Genomic DNA, 20,903 nt, shown 5'->3' with positions numbered 1-20,903 from the left:
GGTGTGGTGGCGGGGGGGGGGGGCGCCGGGCCCCGGCGGCCCCTTTGGGGCCCGCGCGGGGGGGCCCCCCCGGGGGGCCCCCCCCCGCCCCCGGGGGGGGGGGCCCCCCGGGGGGGGGCCCCCACGGCCTGCTCGCGGCCGGTCTCAGTTGCCCTTGACGGTGACCTTCTCGTCGTTGTTCAACTCGCTCACCAGCTGCTTCACCTTCGCCTTGTCCCAGAGCAGGTTGCCGCCGGTGGAGCCCGCGATCGGCATGTTCATGGACGTGCCCTCGCCGCCGCTGACGCCCTTCATCGACCAGAACATGTCGGCGAGGTCGAACAGGCCCATCTCCTTGTCGACGATCAGGGAGTCCAGGCCCGCGCCCATGGTCGGGTAGAGCTTGAAGGGGTTGAGGACCGTGCCCGGCGTGGCCACCTGGTTGGCGAGGGCGGAGAGGAACTTCTGCTGGTTCTTCGTACGGTCCAGGTCGGAGCCCGCCAGCGCGTACCGGGTGCGGACGAAGGCGAGGGCCTCCTCTCCGTTCAGGGTCTGCTTGCCCTTCTTCAGGTCGGCGCCGGACTTGGTGTCCTTGATGTCCTGCGGGATGTCGATCTCGACGCCGCCGACCGCGTCCACGATGCTCGCGAAGCCGCCGAAGCCGATCTCCACGTAGTGGTCGATGTGCAGGCCGGTGTTGAACTCGACCGTGCGGACCAGCAGTTCGGGCCCGTCCTCGGCGTAGGCGGCGTTGAGCTTCACCTGCCGGCCGGTGCCGGGGTAGGTCTTGCCCGACTCGGAGCCCACGAAGGACGGGATCTCGACGTTGGAGTCCCGGGGCAGCGAGATCAGGGTGGGGCCGTTGTCGCCGGTGTGCAGGATCATCATCGAGTCCGTGCGCTTGCCGTCGGCGGACCCGGTGTGCAGCTTCTTCTTGTCCTCGGCGGTCATGCCCTCGCGGCTGTCGGAGCCGACGATGAGGTAGTTGGTGCCCTCGCCCTTCTCGGGCCGCTCGATCACCTTCGACAGGTCGACCTCGCGGTTGAGCTTGGAGTCGGCCCAGAAGTAGGTACCGACGGTCGTCACGACCAGCACGGTGGCGACGGTGATCGCCGTCCACTTGACGCGGCGGCGCCAGTCGGGCGCGGGGCGCTGCGAGGCGTAGCCGCCGTCGCCGCCCGGCCCGCCGGGGCCACCGCCGCCGGGCGTGCCGTAGACCTGGCCGGTGTTGTAGCCGCTGTCGTAGCCGCCGCCGTTGCCGTGTCCGTCCACGTACGACGGCTGCTGCGGGACCCCGCCGTACGCGCCCTGCCCGGGAGGGGCCGCCGGGCCGCGGCGGACCTGCCGCATGACACGGGCGCCCTCGGGCTGTGCGCTCGCGCTGCCGCGTCCGTAACGTCCGCCGCGGTTGTCGTCGGACCGTGCCTCGGGCCAATCAGTCATGGAAGACAGTGTGCAGGTCCCGGCTGTGCGCCATACAAGGGTCGTCGGAAAATCAGGGCCCCGCTGTTGCGAAGCTGACACAAATTCCGCAGATGTGGCCTCGGCATAAGGTAGAGGCCATGACAGACCAGGCCCCCGACGCGGCAACGCGGATCCCGGACATCCCGGGCAAGCCCACCTCCGCGTCCCGTACGACCCTCAGCCACATCATGACCCACAACGACACCAACCTGCTGGGCACGGTGCACGGCGGAGTGATCATGAAGCTGGTCGACGACGCCGCGGGCGCCGTCGCCGGACGGCACTCCGGAGGGCCTGCCGTCACCGCCTCCATGGACGAGATGGCCTTCCTGGAACCGGTCCGCGTCGGTGACCTGGTCCATGTGAAGGCCCAGGTCAACTGGACCGGACGGACCTCGATGGAGGTCGGGGTGCGGGTACTGGCCGAGCGCTGGAACGAGTCCGCGCCGCCCACCCAGGTCGGCTCGGCGTACCTCGTCTTCGCGGCCGTCGACGCCGACGGCAAGCCGCGCCGGGTGCCGCCGGTGATACCGGAGACCGAGCGGGACAGGCGCCGCTACCAGGAGGCCCAGATCCGCCGCGCCCACCGCCTGGCCCGCCGCCGGGCGATCGTGGAACTGCGGGAGAAGCGGGCCGCCGAGGGCTTCGAGGACTAGTCCGCGGACGGGACGGGGCTCAGGAGCAGCCCACCTGGTCGCCCCGCACCACCCCGAACTCGCCCCGCCCCGGGTCCTGCGCCCGCACTTCGCGGACCTCTTCGAAGTCGGCGCCCGCGATCACCTTCAGGGTGGCGCCCTGGCCCTCCACCGCGCGCAGCTCGCTGCCGGGAAGGGCCGCCGCGAGGGACTTCGCGGAGCGGTCCCAGCGGGGGTCGTAGGCGACGACCGTCCGCCGCACGTCCTGGTCCGCCGCGTTGACCGGGGCACGGGTGGTGGCGAAGCCGGTCGCCGCCAGCGCGGCGTCCACCCGCCGGCCGAGGCCCGTGGTGCGGGTGCCGTTCTCGACCTGGACGCGGACCTGCCGGGGGTCCACCGGGACGCGGGGCCTCGGGTCGGGGGTGAGGTGCGCGGAGAGCGGCTCGTCCCGGCGCAGCGCGTCGAAGATGCGTCCGGACTTCTCGGCGTCCCACTTCAGCGTCGAGCCGACGCCCTTCACGGAGTGCTTCATGTCGGCGATCGGCACGGTGGTGAACTCGGAGGAGGAGGGCGAGAAGTTCCGCATCGCCCGGCCGAGGGCCAGGAGTTCGCCGGTGCCGAAGCCCTTGTCGGCGCGGACCGAGCCGAGCACCGCCCGGGTCACGTCCCGGAACCTCATCGGGTGCAGCAGGACGCCGGAGGAGGTGACCCGGTCCACCAGGGCCGCCATGAAGTGCTGCTGGCGCCTCATCCGGCTGAGGTCGGAGGTGCCGTCGACGTGCCGGGCGCGGACGTACTGCAGGGCCTGGCCGCCTTCGAGGGTGTGCCGGCCGGCGGGCAGGTCGAGGCCGGTGCGGCTGTCCTTCAGCGGCGCGCCGGTGCAGATCTCGACGCCGCCGACCACGTCCACGGTCTTCATGAAGCTGGTGAAGTCGACCTCCAGGTAGTGGTCGATCTTCACCCGGGTCATCTTCTCGACCGTGCGCACGGTCAGCCCGGGGCCGCCCTCCGCGTACGCCGCGTTCAGCTTGAGCGGGTGCCCCCCGTGCCGCTCGCCGCTGACGCGGTCGGTGTGCGGGGGCGTCACGGCGTACGAGTCGCGGGGCAGGCTGACCACGGTGGCACGGTCGCGGTCCGCCGAGATGTGCACGATCATGATCGTGTCGGTGCAGTGGCAGGGCGTCCCGCCGAGCCGGTACCTCTCCCGCTCCCGGGCGCCGACCCCCTCCCGGCCGTCGGTGCCGACCAGCAGGATGTTCATGCCGTGACCGGCCTCGGGCCGGTTCTTCATGTCGTGGAACGGGTCGACCCGGGCGATGTCCTCGTCGAGGCCGCTCATCACCGCGTGCCCGATCCCCGCGGCGGCGAGCACCACGACCGACAGCGTGATGACGCCGCGCACGGCCCAGTGCGGCTTCCCGCGCGGCGGCGCGGGGGGCCGCGACGGACGCTGCGGTGCGGTGCGGGGCCGGGGGGACCGCGGCGGCGTGGGCAAGGGGGGACACCTCCGGACGACGGCCGTGCGTGGGATCGTGAGCACGGTAGGCCGGTACGATCTGCGGCCCGGTACATCGCCCCCGGCACGCGCGGCGGTGTCCCCCGTTCGCGGTAACGTGAGGGCCCTATGAACGCCAATCCCGACGTGCGGCTCCCCGCCGTTTCCGTGATCATGCCCGTCCTCAACGAGGAGCGGCATCTGCGCGGCGCCGTCCGCGCGATCCTCGCCCAGGAGTACGCCGGCGAGATGGAGGTCGTGATCGCCCTCGGTCCGTCCACGGACCGCACGGACGAGATCGCCGCCGAGCTCGTGGCCGAGGACCCGCGGGTGCGCACCGTGCCCAATCCGACCGGCCGCACCCCGGCCGCCCTCAACGCGGCGATCAAGGCCTCGCGCCACCCGGTCGTGGTCCGCGTCGACGGGCACGGGATGCTCTCCCCGAACTACATCGCGACCGCCGTACGGCTCCTGGAGGAGACCGGCGCGCAGAACGTCGGCGGCATCATGCACGCCGAGGGGGAGAACGACTGGGAGCGCGCCGTCGCGGCCGCGATGACCTCGAAGATAGGAGTGGGCAACGCCGCCTTCCACACCGGCGGCGAGGCCGCCCCCGCCGAGACGGTGTACCTGGGCGTGTTCCGGCGCGAGGCGCTGGAGCAGCAGGGCGGGTACAACGTGGAGTTCATCCGCGCCCAGGACTGGGAGCTGAACTTCCGCATCCGTGAGGCCGGCGGGCTGATCTGGTTCTCGCCGGAGCTGAAGGTGTCGTACCGGCCCCGGCCGAGCGTGCGGGCGCTGGCCAAGCAGTACAAGGACTACGGCCGCTGGCGGCACGTCGTGGCCCGCTACCACGCCGGCTCCATCAACCTGCGCTACCTCGCCCCGCCGGCCGCGGTGTGCGCGATCGCGGCCGGGATCGTGGTGGGCGCCGCGCTGACGCCGTGGGGCTTCGTGGTGCCCGGCGGCTACCTCGCGGCGATCGCACTGGGGTCCGTACCGGCCGGACGGGGACTGCCGCTCAAGGCACGGCTGCAGATCCCGGTGGCGCTGGCCACCATGCACATGTCGTGGGGCTGGGGCTTCCTGACCAGCCCGCGCGCACTGGCGAAGAAGGTCATCGCCTCACGGCGACCCGCCGTCCACGCGGACACGCCGGCCTCCTGACGTCCCCCGCCGCACGCGGGCCCCTTCCCGGCCGGGAAGGGGCTCGTCGCGTTCACGCCCGGGGTGCGCTCACCAGGTGAAGCCCGGGCTGACGTGCATGCACGCCTTGTCGTCGGCCCCGTTGAGCGCCTCCGCCGACTCGGGCGTGGTGTTGTCCTCCTCGGGCACCTCGTACGTCGTCCCCTCGCGCCAGTCGGCGCCCACCACGAGCGTGACGCCGGACACGTCGGTGGACCGCTTCACCGAACTCGCCGGAATGCCGAGGGCGTCGGCGACGCGCCGGGCGTCGCCCTCCAGGTCGGCGCTCGGATACCGCACCACCGTCCGCTTCTCGCTGAGGGCGCCGGTGGTGTCGGCGGTCGCCCCGGTGAAGCCCTTCTCCTCCAGCGCACCGGCGACCGCGCTGGTCCGCCCCGGAACGGCGGCGAGGGTGTCGGTGAGGGTGCCGTTGAGTACCTGTACGGCGATGTCGGCGTCGTCGGCGGCCGGGTCCGCCGGGGCCTTCGGCTCGGCTTTCACCGGCTTCGCGTCCTTGCCGTCGAGGGCGATGTCCTCACGTACCAGGCGGAACAACTTCTCGGCGTCCTCGGTCGGCTCCACGCGGGCGCCCACGTACCGGTTGGGCATCGTGGTCATGGTGATGCGCTTCGGCTCCACCTTGCGCAGCTCGGTGCTCAGGTCGTACAGCTTCTTCACGGTGTCGAGCCCGGGGTCGACGGTGAGCGCCTCGGTCGCCTTCTCGGCCAGCCGGCGCAGTTTGTTGGGGTTGCTCAGGGTGGCGTTCTCCCGCAGCTGCCGGACCAGCGAGTTCATGTACATGTGCTGCGCCTTGGCGCGGGCGAGGTCGCTTCCGTCCTCGAAGCCGTAGCGCGTGCGCAGCCACTGCAGGGCCTGCTCGCCCTTCACCGCATGGGTGCCCTTCTCCAGTTTCAGTCCGGAGCCGTGGCCCTGGCTGTCGCGGGAGTGGATGTTGGCGTCGACGCACACCGGGACACCGCCGACCGCGTCCGCCATGGACACCACGCCCGCGAAGTCGACCATGACGAAGTGGTCGATGTGGATGCCGGTGAGCTCCTGCCAGGTGGCCACGGTGCAGCCGGGGCCGCCGTGCCCGAGGCTCTGGTTGGTCATCGTGCGTCCGTCGCTCGCCGGGTACACCGTCCCGTCGTCCGGGTCGGTGCACTTGGGGATCTCGACCAGGGTGTCGCGCGGCATGCTGACCACGGACATGTTGGACCGGTCGGCGGACAGGTGCACCAGCATCTGCACGTCGGCGAGCGGGGTGGAGCCGAACGTCTCGCGGGCGCCGCCGAGCTTCTGGTTCTCCTCGGAGTCCCGCGCGTCGCTGCCGATGAGCAGGATGTTCAGCGGGGTCTGCCCGGCCGCGTTCGGCGTCGGCTCGGCGACCTTGCTGTCGCCCAGGTTCAGGACGTCCTTCTTGATGTTGTCGTTCAGCTGCCGGTAGTAGAGGTAGCCCGCCCCGGCCGTGCCGGCTATGAGCAGGGCGAGGACCGCGGCGAACCACTTGAGCAGCCGGCGCGCGCGGCGCGGACGGGGACGGTCCGCGCTCTCGCCCTCACCCCCGCTCCCGCTCTCGGACGGACTCTCGTCCGGGTCCACCTCACGTCCGCCGTCACCGAGCGTCTCCGGCGCGGCGTTCCGCGTCACCGTCCTCCCCACCCCTGGCAACCCCTCGCATCGTGAAGCAGGCCCGTCCTGCGTCCTGTTAGACGCACGACGGGCCCGTCAGTTGCCCCGGTGGTCCAACCGACTTCAACAAGTTACGCAAGCTTCCCGCGCCGTCCGCCGGACGGCGGGAACCCCGCGGAAATCCCGGGGAGTCCGGCTACCAGCGGTAGGGCTCGTACACGTCCATGCACGGGTCCGTCTCCGCGGCGTCGAGGGCGTCGGCGCCCTCCGGCAGACCGCCGGCGCCGGACGGCGACCGGTCCGGATAGGCCGTGCCCTCACGCCAGTCCGCGCCGACCACGACCGTGACACCGGAGACGTCGGCGGACTGCCTGACGGAGTCCGCGGGGATGCCGAGCGACTCGGCCACCCGCCGGGCGTCCCCCCGCGAGGCGGCGTCCGGGTAGCGCACGACGGTCCGCTCCTCGGCGAGCGCGCGGGAGGTGTCCGGCGCGGCGCGGGTGAAGCCCTTCGCCACCAGGGACCGGGCGATCGCGCCCGCCCGGCCGCTGACGGGACCGAGGGTCGCGGACCGGGTGGCGTTCCGCACCAGGACGCCGATCTCGCCGTCCGGCGCGGCAGGGTCGGCGGAGGCCTTCGCCCCGCCCTCGTCGCCCTTCCCGGCCTTGTCGCTCCCGCCGGTCCCGTCGCTCTTGTCGCCCTTGCCGTCGAAGGCCACGTCGTCGCGGAGCATGGTCCACATCCGTTCGGCGTCCGCGCCGGCCGTGACCAGGTGGTTGCGGTTCTGCGGGTCCTCGACCGTGGGCAGCGTCGTCATGGTGATGCGGTCCGGCGGCACCGTCCTCAGCTGCATCCCCAGGTCGTACAGCTCCTTCACCGAGCCGATCTCCTCGGAGACCGTCAGCGAGCTGGTTGCCGCCTCGGCCAGGCCCATCAGCCTGCCCGTGTCGGTGAACACGTTCTGGTCCCGCAGGGTGCGGATCATCGAGTTCATGTACATGTGCTGCGCCCGGGCCCGCAGCAGGTCACTGCCCCAGGCGTGCCGGGTGCGCAGCCACTGCAGCGCCCGCTCGCCCTCGACCTTCTCGGAGCCGGCCCTCATCTTCAGGCCGGAACCGCCGGGCACGCCGGGCAGCGGACGGTCCCACACGTTCTGGTTGACGCAGACCTCGACGCCGCCGATGGCGTCGGCCATGCTCACCACACCGGCGAAGTCGATCGTCATCCAGTGGTCGACGTAGACGCCGGTGAGGTTCTGCCAGGTGGCCAGCGTGCAGCCGGGACCGCCGCGGGCCAGCGAGGTGTTGATGATGTCGTTGACCGCCGGATAGGTGTCCCCGGTCCTCGGGTCGGTGCACTCGGGGATGTCGACCCGGGTGTCGCGCGGGATGCTCACCACGGCCGCGCTCTCGCGGTCGGCGGCGAGGTGGATCAGCATCTGCACATCGCCCAGCGGCGGGTTGCCGCGGGTGTCCCGGCCGCCGCCCAGGGCGACGTTCTCGTCGGAGGCGCGGCTGTCGGAGCCGATCAGCAGGATGTTCAGCGGCGTCTGCCCGGCCGCGTTCGGCTCGGCCCTGTATGCCTTGGAGTCACCGCTGCTGCGCTCACCCTTCTCGATGTTGTCGTTCAGATGGTCGTAGTACAGGCGGCCGACGCCGGCCGTTCCGAGTATCAGTACGGACAGGGTCGTCGCCGACCAGCGCAGTGCGCGCCGCCCCCGCCCGCCGTCCGGCCGTCGTCCGCCTCCCGCCCGGCCGTCACCGCCGTGCGGGGCCGGCCCGCCGTCGGAGCGGTTCCCGTCCGGAAGGCCGGGCCGGGACCCCTCCTGCACACCGCTCCGCGTCACCGTCTCCCCCTCGCACCGTGAACGGGCCTGCCCCGCGCCCTCCAGGACGCGGAACAGGCCGCTCAGGTCACTTGGCGCACTTGACCTTGTCCGCCGTGGACTTGTCGATGTCGTCGGGCGCCTTGTCCGGAGTCGTCAGCGAGACACCGGCACCCTTGAAGTCCTTGCCGAGGGTCAGTGTCATCGCGGGCACGCCCTGGGAGTTGGTGACGCTCTCACCGGGCTTCATCGCCGACCCGGACAGGCCCAGGATGTCGGCCAGCCTGCGCGCCTGGTCGGCTTGGTCGGGGGCGTACTCGAGCGTGGTCTTGCTCAGTTCCTCCGGCGCGTTGCCTGCGTTCTCGGACTTCGTGACGCCCTGTTCGACCTGGAGCCAGCCGAGGACCTCCTGGGCGCTGCCGGATTCGGCGCCGCCGTTGAGGATCCGTACGCGGACTTCGGACGCCGGTGCCTTCTCGCCCTTCAGCCGGGCGGCGACGGCGGCCTTCTCCTTCTTTTTCTTCTGCTTGACCTCGGTGAACGACACGTCGTTCTTGATCAGGTCGAAGATCTCCGGTGCCTTGGCCTCGTTGAGGACGACGGTCGCTTTCACCGTCTCCGCGGGGTTGTCCAGCACCGGCACGGTCGTGAAGGTCAGGTTCTTGACGTTGAGCTTGCCCAGTTCCAGGCCGAGGTCCTTGAGCTTGCTGATGCTGTCCAGCTGGGAGTCGACGGTGAGCGCCTTGGTGCCCGCCTCGGCCAGCTTGATCATCTTCGACGGGCTGGTGAGGGTGTCGTTCGACTTCAGCTTCCGCATCAGCGAGCTCAGGAACTGCTGCTGCAGTTCGATCCGGCTCAGGTCGCCGCCCGTGCCGACCGAGTGCCGGGTGCGCACGAACGCCAGCGCCTCCTCGCCCTCGACGGTGTGCGTGCCCGCCGCCAGCTTCAGGTGGGAGTCCGGGTCGTCGATGTCCTTCGCCAGGCACACCTCGACGCCGCCGACCGCCGAGGTCAGCGTCTTCACCGCGTTGAAGTCGGCCACCATGAAGTTGTCCGGCTTGATCCCGGTCAGCTCGGTCACCGTGCGCATGGTGCAGCTGGGGGTACGGCCGCTCTGGCCGAGGCTGGTGTTGAAGCGGACGCCGACGGAGCCCGGGATGATCTCCTGGCTGCCGTCCTCCTGCTCGGTCGGGCAGTCGGGGACGTCGACTATCAGGTCGCGCGGGATGCTGAGCGCGGTCGCGTTCGTACGGTCCTTCGAGACGTGCAGCAGGAGCGTGGTGTCGGCGTGACCGGCGCTGCCCTTGTCGCCGTAGTCGCCGTTGCCCTCGCCGGTGCGCTTGTCGGTGCCGATCAACAGGATGTTGATGGCCTTGTCCTTGCTGAAGCCACCGGTGCTGGCGCCGTCGTCGGAGACGGACTGGATGTTGTCGTTCAGGTGCTCCAGATAGAGGTAACCGGCCGTACCGGCGGCGAGCACCACGAACGCCATCGTGCCGCCGGTCCACAACAGGACCTTCTTCGCCTTCGACTTCTTCTTCGCCGGCCGGCGTCCGCGCCGCCCCGGGGGCGGCTCCTCCGGGGCGCCCCGGCGTCTGCGCTGCGGCGGCACCTCCCGGCCGGGCGCCTCACGGTCCTCCCGCTCCGGCGCCCCGCGGCGGGACCGCTCGGGCGCACGGCCCGATGACGCCGACCGGCCGCGGGTGGTGCCCGTGTCCGGGGGGCGTGGTCCGCGTGGTCCGGGGACCGGCGACTGCGGTGCGGAAGGGCTCAGTCGCAGTTCGTATTCGCCGGTGCTCGGGTTGAGTACCCACTGGTCTGCGGGATCGACGTTCCCCGCCCGCCCACGCTCTTGCGAGTCCACGGTCGCTTGAATCCTCCGTCGGGCCACGCGGCGCCTTTTTCCCCCCGAGGCGCTCGGGTCTCGGTCACACAGTGCGGGACCTCAGGACGGGCCTGGAGGAACGGACGCACCGGAGCGCTCACACTAACGGTCCTGATCGAGTCGTAGCGACGCCGGTGACGAATTCCACGCCTTCACAAGTGGGCAATCCACCCATTTCCCTGGACAAAGGCGCGTGACCCAGAAGAAGGCTTTACCCACAGGTGTCCTCGGCGGCCGTGTTGCCCGAGAACGTCGGCGCGGGAGAAGTCTGACCGGACGGCTTCCCGGATTCCCTTTCCGTCGCCTTCGTGTCACCGTCCGTGTCGACCCGTACGGGTGCGTCCCTGCGCAGACGTGCGAACAGTTCCTCCGCCGCGGGCTGTGCGAGCTGGTCCCGGTCGGCGTTCCCGGCGTACGGCTCCCGCGGAACGGTCAGGAACCGCACGCCTTCCGCGGGGATCTCCCGCAGCCCGCGTGCGAGGTCGTACAGGCTCCGCAGACTGGCCAGCCCCGGATCGGTCGTGAGCGACGAGGTGGCCGCGTCCAGAACGGGATACAGCTTCACCGGATTCAGCAGGACGTCATTGCCGCTCACCTTGTTGACGAGTGCGCCGAGGAAGCGCTGCTGCCGTTCCATGCGGCTGGTGTCGCTGCCGTCACCGAGGGTCTTGCGGGCGCGGACGTAACCGAGCGCCTGCTCCCCGTTCAGCGTGACCCGGCCCGCCGGCAGCTTCAGCTCGGCGTCCTCGTCGTCGACGGGCTCGCGCAGGCACACCTCGACGCCGTCCACCGCGTCGACCATGTCCTTGAAACCGGCGAAGTCGACGACGACGTGGTGGTCGACCCGGATGTCCGTGAGTTTCTCCACCGTCCGGATGGTGCAGGCCGAACCACCCAGCGCGAACGCGGAGTTGAACATGGTGAACACCGGCTCGGAACGCGATCCGTCGGGGCGGCGGCAACCGGGCACGTCCACCATCAGGTCCCGGGGGACGGACACCGCGGTGGCGCCGCGCCGGTCCGCCGACAGGTGCAGCAGGATCACGGTGTCCGAACGCTCGGTCCCCGCGTCCCGCCCGTAGCGGCGGTTCTCGTCCCCGGAGCGCGAGTCCGAGCCGATCAGCAGGATGTTCCGGGCACCCTCGGCGAGCGTGGCCGGGCGCTCCCGCGCGTACCGCGCGAGTTCGGCCGCCGCCGCCTCGTCCGGGGTGATGTTCCCCTCCAGCTCCCTGTACACCACCCACCCGGTGCCCGCGGCGGCGAGCAGCACGAGGGCGACCGCGAGCCCGGTGGCGCACGCCCAGCGCCGCCGACGGCGCCGGGCCCGCCCCCGCCCGCTCGCCGAGGACCCGGCCCCCGGGCCGAGGACGCGCCTGCCTCCCGGTTGCGCGGAGGACGCGCCTGCGGAGTCGCTCATGACCGGGTCCACCCCTCACTGCGTACGGCGTCTGGTGGTGCCGCTGCGTACGACGATGACGCGGAAGGGGGACGCGGGGCGGGTGGTGGTGCGCCGGACGGGGGAGGGGGAGGACGGGCGGGGGTGTGAGGGGCCGGTTCCGGTGGGGGGCCTTGCGGGGGCTTTCGCGGTGTGGTGGGCGGTGTCCTTGCGGGGGCCTTCGCGGCGCGGTGGGTGGTGTCCTTCCTGGGCTTTCGCGACGCGGTGGACGGCGGTGCCGTCACCGGGCGATGACCGTCACCCGTTCGCTCTCCACCCGCTTGTCCAGGGCGTCGCCCCCCAGACGGTCCAGGTTCCGGCACAGCACCACGGAACCGCCGGTCGCCAGCGGCCCGTACAGGCCCGTGTTCAGGCCCTCCCACGTGTCGTACGGACGCCCCGACAGGATCCGCGAGCCGGGCCCGGTCAGACCGAGCTCCGGCGCCTCGGCCCGGGCCCGCTCGACCACCTCCGCCCCGGTGAACTCCCGGCCCGCCACGATCAGCGCCGGCGCCTCGGGATCGACGGGCGCGTACGGCACGAAGCGGTCACCCTGCCCCGGCACCTCGACGGCGTAGTCGGCGAAGCCCTCCGGCGGCTGCGGGAAATGCCCGCCGAGCGGCCTGAGCGCCAGCGCGATCCGGGACCCCGGGCAGGCACGCGCGGCCTCCAGCGACTCCGGCTCCGGACCGCTCACGGCCACGTCCGCCGCCGCCGGGTCCCCGGCCACGTCCGCGACAGCGCCCACCGACGCGCACGCCAGCAGCCAGACCGCCGTCTGCCAGTGCGCGGGCAGCAGCAGGGCCACCCGGTCACCGGGTTCCACGGACAGTTCGTCCTGGAGGAGGTTGGCGGTCTTGGCCACCCAATTGGCGAAGGTGGCCACGGACAATTCGACGCGTTCGCCCGTGGCGTCGTCGTAGAAGGTCACCAGGGGGCGTCCCGGGTCCGCGGCGAGCGCGGAACCCAGCAGGTCGGCAGGGGTGCGGTCGGTGGCGTTCACCCACGCAAGCGTACGCGGACCCGTCCGCGCGCACCGCCTGCCGGGGGCACCGGTTCGGGGGAACCGGCTCCGACAGGTCGTCACATCCCCGATGGACAGATTTGTCTGACTGTGTCCAAGCTCAGGGGCATGCGTGGAATTCTTGCTTCCTCAGTCGGTGCCACCTGCGCCGCCGCCCTGGCCCTCCCGCTCGCCCCGCCCGCCACCGCGGCGGAGGCGGGACCGGAGCCGACGGCAGGAGCGGCCACGCGCGCAGCGGGGACGGCCCGGCCCGACGTGCCCGGCAGCACCCAGTCGCTGTCCCTGGGACCCCTCACCCGTGACCGTGCCTCCGGCGCCGCCGTCCTCGGCCTCGCCCCGCGGACGGTACGGCCCTTCTCCCTCCTCGGCGTCGTCTGGGACGACCCCGCCGCCGAACTCCACGGCCGCGTCCGGGTCCGCACCCGGGCGGCGGACACCGGCGCCTGGTCCGACTGGCGGGACGTCGAGACGCACCACGCCGACCACGCGGCCGGCCCGGGCCGCGCGAAGGACGCCGCGGACAGGGTCCGCGGCGCCACGGCGCCGCTGTGGGTGGGGGAGTCGGACGGGGTGGAGATCCGGGTGCAGCCGGAGCCCGGTGAGGAGGAGAGCGCGGGGGCCGGGGCGGATGGGTTCGGGGTCGGTGAGTTCTGGGCCGGCGACCACTCGGTACTGCCCTCCGGTCTGCGGCTCGAACTCGTCGATCCGGGCGACGAGGCCCCGGAGGAACCGCGCACCGGCGTCATGAGCGCCGAGGCGACCGCCGCCTCCGAGGCCAACTCCGCACTCGCACCGCTCGGCGCACTGGAGATCCCCGCACTGGACGGCGAGCGGACCCGGCAGGAGTACCTCACCCTGCACGGCGCCGAACTGACCGAGCAGCAGCGGGCCGAGCCGTACATCGGGCCGCGCCCCGCCATCGTCACCCGGCGTGGCTGGGGGGCCGACGAGAGCCTGCGGGAGAAGCGGTTCGTGTACACCGGCAAGGTCAAGGCGGCCTTCGTGCACCACACCGCCTCCGGCAACAACTACACGTGCGCGCAGGCCCCTTCGCTCGTCCGTGGGTTCTACCGCTACCACGTGCGGAGCCTGGGCTGGCGGGACGTCGGCTACAACTTCCTCGTCGACAAGTGCGGCAGGATCTACGAGGGCCGGGCCGGGGGAGTGGCGAAGCCGGTCAAGGGAGCCCACACCATGGGCTTCAACGCCGGCACCACGGGCATCGCGGTGATCGGTTCCTACGGCTCCGAGAAGCCGTCCTCCTCCGCCGTGAAGGCCGTCGCCCGGCTCACCGCGTGGAAACTCGGACTGCACGGGATGAATCCGCGCGCCAAGACATATCTGAAGTCCGCCGGTGGCAATCTCTACCGAAAAGGCAAGAAGGTACGACTGAACGTGATCTCCGGTCACCGGGACGGGTTCAACACCTCGTGCCCAGGGGGGAAGCTCTACAAGAAGCTCGGCACCGCGCGCTCCACGGCGGCCCGCTACCAGGGCCGCTGAGGCGGGCCGGGCGCTCCTTCCTGCCGGAGCCGGTCTGCATACACTGGCCGGCCGAAAGACAGTTCGGCCGGTCCCGGCAGGAAGCAGAGACGACAGGTGACAGAAGCGATCCTCCTGGTCGGCGGCAAGGGCACGCGGCTGCGACCGCTCACGGTGCACACGCCCAAGCCCATGGTCCCGGCGGCCGGGGTGCCCTTCCTCACGCACCAGCTCGCGAGAGCGAGAGCGGCGGGCGTCGAGCACATCGTCCTGGCCACGTCCTACCTGGCCGAGGTCTTCGAGCCGTACTTCGGCGACGGGGCGGCCCTGGGGCTGCACCTCGAGTACATGACGGAGGAGGAACCGCTCGGCACGGGCGGTGCGATCCGCAACGCCGCGTCCCGGCTGCACTCGGGGCCGGACGAGCCGGTGCTGGTCTTCAACGGGGACATCCTGACGGGGCTGGACATCCAGGCGCTGGTGCGCACCCACGAGACGACCGGCGCGGACGTCTCGCTGCACCTGACGAAGGTGACGGACCCGCGGGCGTACGGGCTGGTGCCGACGGACGAGTCGGGGCGGGTGCGGGCGTTCCTGGAGAAGCCGCAGACGCCGGAGGAGATCGTCACCGACCAGATCAACGCGGGGGCGTACGTCTTCCGCCGGTCGGTGATCGACACGATCCCGGCGGGGCGGGTGGTGTCGGTGGAGCGGGAGACGTTCCCGGGGCTGCTGGCGGCGGGGGCGCATCTGCAGGGGATGGTCGACTCCACGTACTGGCTGGACCTGGGGACCCCGGCGGCCTTCGTACGGGGGTCGGCGGACCTGGTGCTGGGCCGTGCGCCGTCGCCGGCGGTGCCCGGGCGCTGCGGGGACCGGCTGGTGCTGCCCACGGCGACCGTGGCACCGGACGCGAAGCTGGCGGGCGGGACGGTGGTGGGCGAGGGCGCGTTCGTGGCGGAGGGCGCGCGCGTCTTCGGCAGCACGATCCTGTCGGGGGCGGTGATCGAGCCGGGCGCGGTCATCACGGACTCGCTGATCGGTACGCGGGCGCGAGTGGGCGAACGGTCGGTGCTCACCGGCGCGGTCATAGGCGACGGTGCGGTCATCGGCCCCCGCAACGAACTCCGCGAGGGCGCCCGCGTCTGGTGCGACGCGACGATCCCGGCGGGCGCGGTCCGCTTCTCCTCGGACCAGTGACACCCGCGGCGCGGCTGCTCGTCCCGGTGGGGGTGAGGGGCTTGCGCCTGTGGTGTGGCTGTTCGGTCCGGTGGGTGGGTGCCTGCGGCACGGCTTTTGGGCCGGTGGGTGGGGTGCCTGCGGCGCATCGTTCGGTTCGGTGGGGGCGGGTGTAGCGCCCATGGTCGGTGGGTGGGTCGGGGCCGTGTCGGGGGTGTCCGTCCTCGGACCGGCGCGGATCACGTTTCCCGGTGAGGTCGGGGGTGCGGACGCGCCGGCCACTGCGGGCGGCCACCCCCGCCCCGTCCCCTTCCCGCCGTACGCGCCTGACGGCCGCTCCCCGCGTCAGCCGCGGGCAGTCGTGCCTCCCCCAGTGCCTTAAAGGCCTGGGAGGTACCCCCAGGGCGATGGGGGTCCCCCCGCCCGAGCGCAGCCGAGGGTGGGGGAGGGTGGGCGGTGGGGGTACCTCCCGCTCATGGGGGTCCCCCCGCTCGAGCGGAGTCGAGAGTGGGGGAGAAGTCGAGAGTGGGGGAGGCACCCCGCCAGCGCCGGGCCGCGCGAACACCCCCCGGCCCACCCCCACGCCGGGGCACCCGCAAGGTGCCGGGCCGTGCAACCCCCGGCACACACCAGGCACGGGGCACCCCGTAACGCGCACCGGGGCCACGCCCCAGAACACCGGGCCCGGCCCACTCTCAAAGCCGCCCGATGTCCCCGTACGGCATCCGCGGCGCCCGCCGCCCCGGCACCCTCCCGCTCAGCAGAATCAACCGCGCGGCCCGATGCCGCTGCCCCGCATACGGCTCCAGCAGCGACAGCATCACCGCGTCATCCGCGTACCGGTCCCCCGCGAGCGCCCACCCCACGATCCCCGGCAGATGCAGATCCCCCACGGTCACCGCGTCCACCGCCCCATGACTGCGCTGCACCGTCTCCGCCGACGTCCACGGCCCGATCCCCGACACCAGCTCCAACCGCGCCTGCGCTTCAACTGCGGGCATCCCCACCGCCTCCTCCAGCCGCGCGGCGACCCGCACCGCCCGCAGGACCGTCGACGCCCGCTTGTCGTCGACCCCGGCCCGGTGCCAGTCCCAGGAGGGAATCAGCGCCCACGTCCGCGGCGCGGGCATCACCGACATCCGCTCCGGCGCGGGTCCGGGCGCCGGCTCCCCGTACTTCCGTACCAGCAGCCGCCACGCCCGGTACGCCTCCCCCGTGGTGACCTTCTGCTCCAGAATCGACGGAATCAGCGACTCCAGCACCAGCCCGGTCCGCGTCAGCCGCAGTCCCGGGCGCCGGTGCCGGGTCAGCGCCAGCAGCCTGTGCCGGGGCACGAAGGCGGACGGGTCGTCGGCGGCACCGAGCATCTCCGGCAGCTTGTCCAGGAGCCAGTCGGCGCCCGGACCCCACGCCTCGCCCCTGATCCCGCCGGAACGCCCCGTCACCCGGAGCGTCCCCGGACCCGCCGGCGTCAGGCTGGTCCGCCACACGGAACCGTCCGGCAGCGCCCGGAACGTCGGATCGCCCGGTCCCCGCCGCAGCGGCCCGAGGACCAGCCCGAGGTCCAGGGGGCCCTCCGGCACCCACGTCCGTACGCGGGCCGGAGCCGGTGCCCGGCGGGGGGTTCCCGCGGGCACGGCGACATGCCCGCCGCGCACTGTCGTACGAGTCGGGCGGGGAGCGAAACGTCCTGCCACGGGAGCTCCCGGGGGTGGAGGTGAAGCGGGGCCGCTACGAGGGTAGGCGCACGCTCACCGCACCTCGATGAAACCGCCCGCGTCCCGCTCCGGCCGCGGACGCGGATCCTCCGCCGGGTGGCCGACCGCCACCGCGCCCATCGGGTCCCAGTCCGCCGGCAGGTCCAGGACCTCGCGGACCACCTCGCGGCAGAACATCGTCGACGACACCCATGCCGAGCCCAGCCGCTCCCCGGCCAGCGCGACCAGGAGGTTCTGCACGCCGGCGCCCGCGGCGACCACGAACATCTCCCGCTCCGCGCCGTCCCGCCGCGTGTCCCCGTAGGTGTGCGAGCCGTCCATGACCAGGCAGGGGACGACCAGGTACGGCGCGTTGCGCAGGACGTCGCCGCGGCGGACGCGCCTGGCGATCGACTCCTCCGTCTTTCCGTCGCGGCGCAGGTCCGCGATCCACGCCTCGCGCATGGCGTCCAGCAGACGGGTGCGGGATCCGGGCGACTCCAGCAGCACGAACCGCCACGGCGTGGTGTGGTGCGGGGCCGGCGCCGTGACCGCGGCGGCCACCGCGCGGCGTACGGCTCCGGGGTCGACCGGCTCGTCCGTGAAGGCCCGCACCGTACGGCGCTGGGTCACCGCCTGGCGTACCGCCTCGGACGTGCCGAGGCGGAACATGTCGTCGCGTGCGCCGCGGACCAGTGCCCGCGCGCCCTCGCCGTCGTCGGCCGCCACCAGGTGCGGCAGTCCGCGGACCACGGCCACCGGCAGGCCGGACGCCTTGCCCTTGACCAGGTCGCCCGCCGCGGCGAGTTCGTCGGCCGTGGCGACGACGGTGGCGGTGAGCGGATTGCCGTACGCGTCGGTGCCGCCGCGCAGGTCGTCCAGTACCCGGACGCCCGCCGCGCCGATCGCGACATCGGTGAGCCCGGCGCGCCAGGGGCGGCCGAAGGTGTCCGTGACGATCACGCCGACCTCGACGCCGAGGGCGTCGCGCAGGCCCGCGCGGATCGCCCGCGCGGACGCGTCCGGGTCCTCGGGCAGCAGCAGGACCGTACCGGCGGGGGTGTTGGAGGCGTCGACTCCGGCCGCGGCCATGACCAGGCCCTGCCGGTTCTCGACGATGCGCAGCGTGCCGCGCCGGGCCACCACGCGCACCGTCTCCGCGTCGATCGCGGCCTCCCGGTCCGCCGCCTCGACGATCCGGCCCTCCGCCTTGGAGACGATCTTCGAGGTGACGAGGAGGACGTCGCCGTCGGCCAGGTCCGGTGCGGCGGCCGCGATCAGCTTGGCCAGGTCGTCGCCCTCGCGGATCTCGGGCAGGCCCGCCACGGGCCGGACCCGGTAGCCCGTGCCGCTCATACCGCCCGGACCTCCTCCGCCAGCGTCAGCGCCTCCCGCGCCATCTGAGCGGCCGCGTCGACGTCGGTCATCATCAGCGGCACGGCCCGGCAGCGGATCCCGGCCGCCTCGACCCGCTCCACACAGCCCGCGTCGACCGTGTCGACCAGCCAGCCGTCCAGCAGGCCCGAGCCGTAGTGCTCGGCCACCGCCGGGGCCGTGGACTCCACGCCGACCGCCGCGAGCACCTTGTCGGCCATGCCGCGCACGGGCGCGTCCCCGACGATCGGCGACAGGCCGACCACCGGTACGCCCGCGTCGGCGATCGCCTCCCGGATGCCGGGGACGGCGAGGATGGTGCCGACGGAGACCACGGGGTTGGACGGCGGGAAGAGGATCACGTCGGCCCCGCCGATCGCCTCCAGGACGCCCGGCGCCGGCTTCGCCTGCTCCGCGCCGACCGGTACGACCGCCTCGGCGGGGACGGAGGCACGCAGGCGTACCCAGTACTCCTGGAAGTGGACCGCCTTGCGCTCGCCCTCCAGCTCCACGGCCACGTGCGTCTCCACGCGGTCGTCGGTCATCGGGATGAGGCGCACGCCGGGCTTCCAGCGGTCGCAGAGCGCCTCGGTCACCGCGCTGAGCGGGAATCCGGCGCCGAGCATCTGCGTCCGCACGATGTGCGTGGCGAAGTCCCGGTCGCCGAGCCCGAACCACTCCGGGCCGACACCGTACGCCGCGAGCTCCTCCTTGAGGCGGAAGGTCTCGTCGGCCCGCCCCCAGCCCTGCTCCTCGTCGATGCCGCCACCGAGTGTGTACATCACCGTGTCGAGGTCCGGGCAGACCTTCAGCCCGAAGAGGTGGATGTCGTCCCCGGTGTTGCCGATGACCGTGATGTCCGCGTCCGGCACGGCCCGCTTCAGACCGCGCAGGAAACGGGCACCGCCGATGCCGCCTGCCAGAACCACAATGCGCATGGGGCCATCCTCGCAGGCCGCTACGACATCGCGTCAGGCAGTCACCGGGCCGGGTGCGGTGCGCGCCTCGCAGTGGGGGGTGGTGTGCATGGGCATCTCGGTCAGGCCCGGGTAGTAGACGTGCAGGCTGACCGCGGGTTCCAGCGCGTCGTTGACGACCTCGTGCACGTAGCCCGGCGCGAACACGCGCTGCGCTCCGGGCGTCAACGCGCGCGTGCCGCGTTCGGTGCGCTCGGTCAGCGTGCCGTCCAGGACGGTGAGCACGCCGGAGGAGCGGCCGTGGTCGTGCGGTCCGCTGCCCTGCCCGGGCACCCAGGACAGCAGCCACACCTCGTAGCCGGGGCCGGTGCGCAGCCGGTGGTACCAGCGGCTGGTGGCGTCGTACTCGACGAGGTGCTCCCACTGGGAGCGGTCGGCGGCGATGGAGCGGGCCAGGCCGGCGAACTCGGCGACGGTGGCCGGGTGCTCGCGCGGGGGCTGGAGCAGGTGCGGGACTTCGAGGATGTCGCCGGCGATCTGGAGGTCGCTGTCGCTGTTCATGGATGCGGAGGTTCCTTGGCGGAGAAGCGGTGGGGGTGAGGGTGTCGCGTCGCGTGCGCCCGGGTCGCGGGCGGCGGCGAGGGGGCCCCGGTGGGAGCGGAGGAGAAGGAGGCCGGACGGTGGCCCGGCGGGGCTGGAGCTACGGGAGGGAGCTCAACAGCCGGAACAGCGACAGCTACAGCGAGCGCGGGCAGCACCGAGGAACCCGGCGGAGCGGGTCGAGGTGAGTGCCGAATTCGCGAGCATGCCCACTAGGACAGCGGTTCACTCCTCCACATGTCAACTCGACACCCGGTATGTGGGACATGGTTCACCTCATCCGGTTCATCTCCCAGGTGAAAGGTTTGCTCAGCCGTTTCCCGGGACACATGGTGCCCACGACCGGGCGCCCGCACGCCGTTGCGATCCCGTGATCCGACTGTGATCCGGTTCGCTCCGGTGCGGGGGTCGGAACGAGATCGATTCCCCGGGCGTCCTCCCCTCGGAGGGTCCGTGCGGGGGAGGGGGTCCTCGGGGGCACGCAGGTGTGTCAAGGTTTAGGACGATTTGAACACTTTCGGCTTGGGCTTGGTTCCGCAGAGTGAATAAGGGGCCCAATAGCAGATCTCGGCTTGACTCGCCCGGAGCAGCACACTTGTAATTTCACTCGTGTCGTTCAGCCGGGATCGGTAACGGCTGGATCACGGGGACGCGAAGGACGGACGAGGGGCGCACATGACCGAGCTGGTGCAGCAACTGCTGGTCGACGACGCGGACGAGGAGCTCGGCTGGCAGGAGCGCGCGCTCTGCGCCCAGACCGACCCCGAGTCGTTCTTCCCCGAGAAGGGCGGCTCGACCCGGGAGGCGAAGAAGGTCTGCCTGGCGTGCGAGGTCCGCTCCGAGTGCCTCGAGTACGCCCTCGCCAACGACGAACGCTTCGGCATCTGGGGAGGCCTGTCCGAGCGCGAACGCCGCCGGCTCAAGAAGGCCGCCGTCTGACGGACGGCGCCTCACCGCTGTACGCGCTTTCCCCCGTCGTGCGCGTACACCGTGCCGATCGAGGACCGGGACGGCGCACGGGCCGCCGCGCCCGGCCGTGTCGATCCGGGCCGGGGCCGATCCGGCCGGTCGTCGGTTGCCGGTCATAGGTCGTGG

At 72.4% G+C, this 20,903-nt stretch carries 16 protein-coding genes; 5 read left to right on the top strand and 11 right to left on the bottom strand.

Annotated elements, in window-relative coordinates; translation table 11 throughout:
- Positions 1 to 144 precede the first annotated feature (144 nt).
- Positions 145 to 1,422: an LCP family protein gene (locus ACH5AO_RS35965; RefSeq protein ID WP_398932202.1), complete on the bottom strand. Its 1,278-nt coding sequence runs from the start codon at positions 1,420 to 1,422 to the stop codon at positions 145 to 147.
- A gap of 119 nt (positions 1,423 to 1,541) precedes the next feature.
- Between ACH5AO_RS35965 and ACH5AO_RS35960 the strand changes: the two genes are divergently transcribed.
- Positions 1,542 to 2,099: an acyl-CoA thioesterase gene (locus tag ACH5AO_RS35960; RefSeq protein ID WP_398932200.1), complete on the top strand. Its 558-nt coding sequence runs from the start codon at positions 1,542 to 1,544 to the stop codon at positions 2,097 to 2,099.
- 19 nt (positions 2,100 to 2,118) lie between these two features.
- On the opposite strand, the gene ACH5AO_RS35955 is transcribed toward ACH5AO_RS35960, so the two are convergent.
- Positions 2,119 to 3,480, bottom strand: coding sequence for an LCP family protein (locus ACH5AO_RS35955; RefSeq protein ID WP_398932198.1), 1,362 nt, complete (start codon positions 3,478 to 3,480; stop codon positions 2,119 to 2,121).
- 222 nt (positions 3,481 to 3,702) lie between these two features.
- Here ACH5AO_RS35955 and ACH5AO_RS35950 point away from each other — a divergent pair, with 222 nt between their 5' ends.
- The gene (locus ACH5AO_RS35950; protein WP_398932196.1) at positions 3,703 to 4,740 is read left to right on the top strand and encodes a glycosyltransferase family 2 protein; all 1,038 of its coding nucleotides are present in this window, start codon (positions 3,703 to 3,705) and stop codon (positions 4,738 to 4,740) included.
- Between the two features lie 69 nt (positions 4,741 to 4,809).
- Here ACH5AO_RS35950 and ACH5AO_RS35945 read toward each other — a convergent pair whose 3' ends face one another.
- The 5 genes from ACH5AO_RS35945 to ACH5AO_RS35925 all read right to left on the bottom strand — a co-directional run bounded on the left by ACH5AO_RS35945 (position 4,810) and on the right by ACH5AO_RS35925 (position 12,538).
- Positions 4,810 to 6,408 (bottom strand): LCP family protein, encoded by a 1,599-nt coding sequence (locus ACH5AO_RS35945; RefSeq protein ID WP_398932194.1) that lies wholly within the window; start codon positions 6,406 to 6,408, stop codon positions 4,810 to 4,812.
- Between the two features lie 178 nt (positions 6,409 to 6,586).
- The gene (locus ACH5AO_RS35940; RefSeq protein WP_398932192.1) at positions 6,587 to 8,236 is read right to left on the bottom strand and encodes an LCP family protein; all 1,650 of its coding nucleotides are present in this window, start codon (positions 8,234 to 8,236) and stop codon (positions 6,587 to 6,589) included.
- 67 nt (positions 8,237 to 8,303) lie between these two features.
- Positions 8,304 to 10,079, bottom strand: coding sequence for an LCP family protein (locus tag ACH5AO_RS35935; protein WP_398932190.1), 1,776 nt, complete (start codon positions 10,077 to 10,079; stop codon positions 8,304 to 8,306).
- A 232-nt stretch (positions 10,080 to 10,311) separates the two neighbouring features.
- Positions 10,312 to 11,517 carry an LCP family protein gene (locus ACH5AO_RS35930; protein ID WP_398932188.1) on the bottom strand — a complete coding sequence of 402 codons (1,206 nt, stop codon included), beginning with the start codon at positions 11,515 to 11,517 and terminating at the stop codon, positions 10,312 to 10,314.
- A 259-nt stretch (positions 11,518 to 11,776) separates the two neighbouring features.
- Positions 11,777 to 12,538 carry a TIGR03089 family protein gene (locus ACH5AO_RS35925; RefSeq protein WP_398932186.1) on the bottom strand — a complete coding sequence of 254 codons (762 nt, stop codon included), beginning with the start codon at positions 12,536 to 12,538 and terminating at the stop codon, positions 11,777 to 11,779.
- A gap of 129 nt (positions 12,539 to 12,667) precedes the next feature.
- Between ACH5AO_RS35925 and ACH5AO_RS35920 the strand changes: the two genes are divergently transcribed.
- Together ACH5AO_RS35920 and ACH5AO_RS35915 are read left to right on the top strand one after the other, a co-directional pair.
- Entirely contained in the window at positions 12,668 to 14,062 is a 1,395-nt protein-coding gene (locus tag ACH5AO_RS35920; RefSeq protein ID WP_398932184.1) for a peptidoglycan recognition protein, read from the top strand.
- A 96-nt stretch (positions 14,063 to 14,158) separates the two neighbouring features.
- A complete protein-coding gene (locus ACH5AO_RS35915) occupies positions 14,159 to 15,241 on the top strand; it encodes a sugar phosphate nucleotidyltransferase (RefSeq protein ID WP_398932182.1) in 1,083 nt (360 codons plus the stop codon).
- A 674-nt stretch (positions 15,242 to 15,915) separates the two neighbouring features.
- On the opposite strand, the gene ACH5AO_RS35910 is transcribed toward ACH5AO_RS35915, so the two are convergent.
- The 4 genes from ACH5AO_RS35910 to ACH5AO_RS35895 are packed head-to-tail and all read right to left on the bottom strand — an operon-like array spanning position 15,916 to position 19,769.
- Complete coding sequence (locus tag ACH5AO_RS35910) at positions 15,916 to 16,917, bottom strand: DNA-3-methyladenine glycosylase family protein (RefSeq protein ID WP_398932180.1); 1,002 nt, start codon at positions 16,915 to 16,917, stop codon at positions 15,916 to 15,918.
- Positions 16,918 to 16,971: 54 nt separating this feature from the next.
- Positions 16,972 to 18,273 (bottom strand): coenzyme F420-0:L-glutamate ligase, encoded by a 1,302-nt coding sequence (locus ACH5AO_RS35905; protein ID WP_398932178.1) that lies wholly within the window; start codon positions 18,271 to 18,273, stop codon positions 16,972 to 16,974.
- Positions 18,270 to 19,229 (bottom strand): 2-phospho-L-lactate transferase, encoded by a 960-nt coding sequence (gene cofD, locus ACH5AO_RS35900; protein WP_398932176.1) that lies wholly within the window; start codon positions 19,227 to 19,229, stop codon positions 18,270 to 18,272. The genes ACH5AO_RS35905 and cofD overlap by 4 nt, the downstream gene beginning before the upstream one ends.
- A gap of 33 nt (positions 19,230 to 19,262) precedes the next feature.
- The gene (locus ACH5AO_RS35895; protein ID WP_398932174.1) at positions 19,263 to 19,769 is read right to left on the bottom strand and encodes a cysteine dioxygenase; all 507 of its coding nucleotides are present in this window, start codon (positions 19,767 to 19,769) and stop codon (positions 19,263 to 19,265) included.
- 714 nt (positions 19,770 to 20,483) lie between these two features.
- On the opposite strand from ACH5AO_RS35895, the gene ACH5AO_RS35890 reads away from it, so the two are divergent.
- The gene (locus tag ACH5AO_RS35890; protein WP_003975777.1) at positions 20,484 to 20,747 is read left to right on the top strand and encodes a WhiB family transcriptional regulator; all 264 of its coding nucleotides are present in this window, start codon (positions 20,484 to 20,486) and stop codon (positions 20,745 to 20,747) included.
- The last annotated feature ends 156 nt before the right edge of the window (positions 20,748 to 20,903 follow it).

The organism is Streptomyces sp. NPDC018964 (genome assembly GCF_044390325.1).
Lineage (GTDB): Bacteria > Actinomycetota > Actinomycetes > Streptomycetales > Streptomycetaceae > Streptomyces.
The sequence above is the reverse complement of the archived record's forward strand: the minus strand, read 5'-3'. Positions and strand labels throughout refer to the sequence as shown.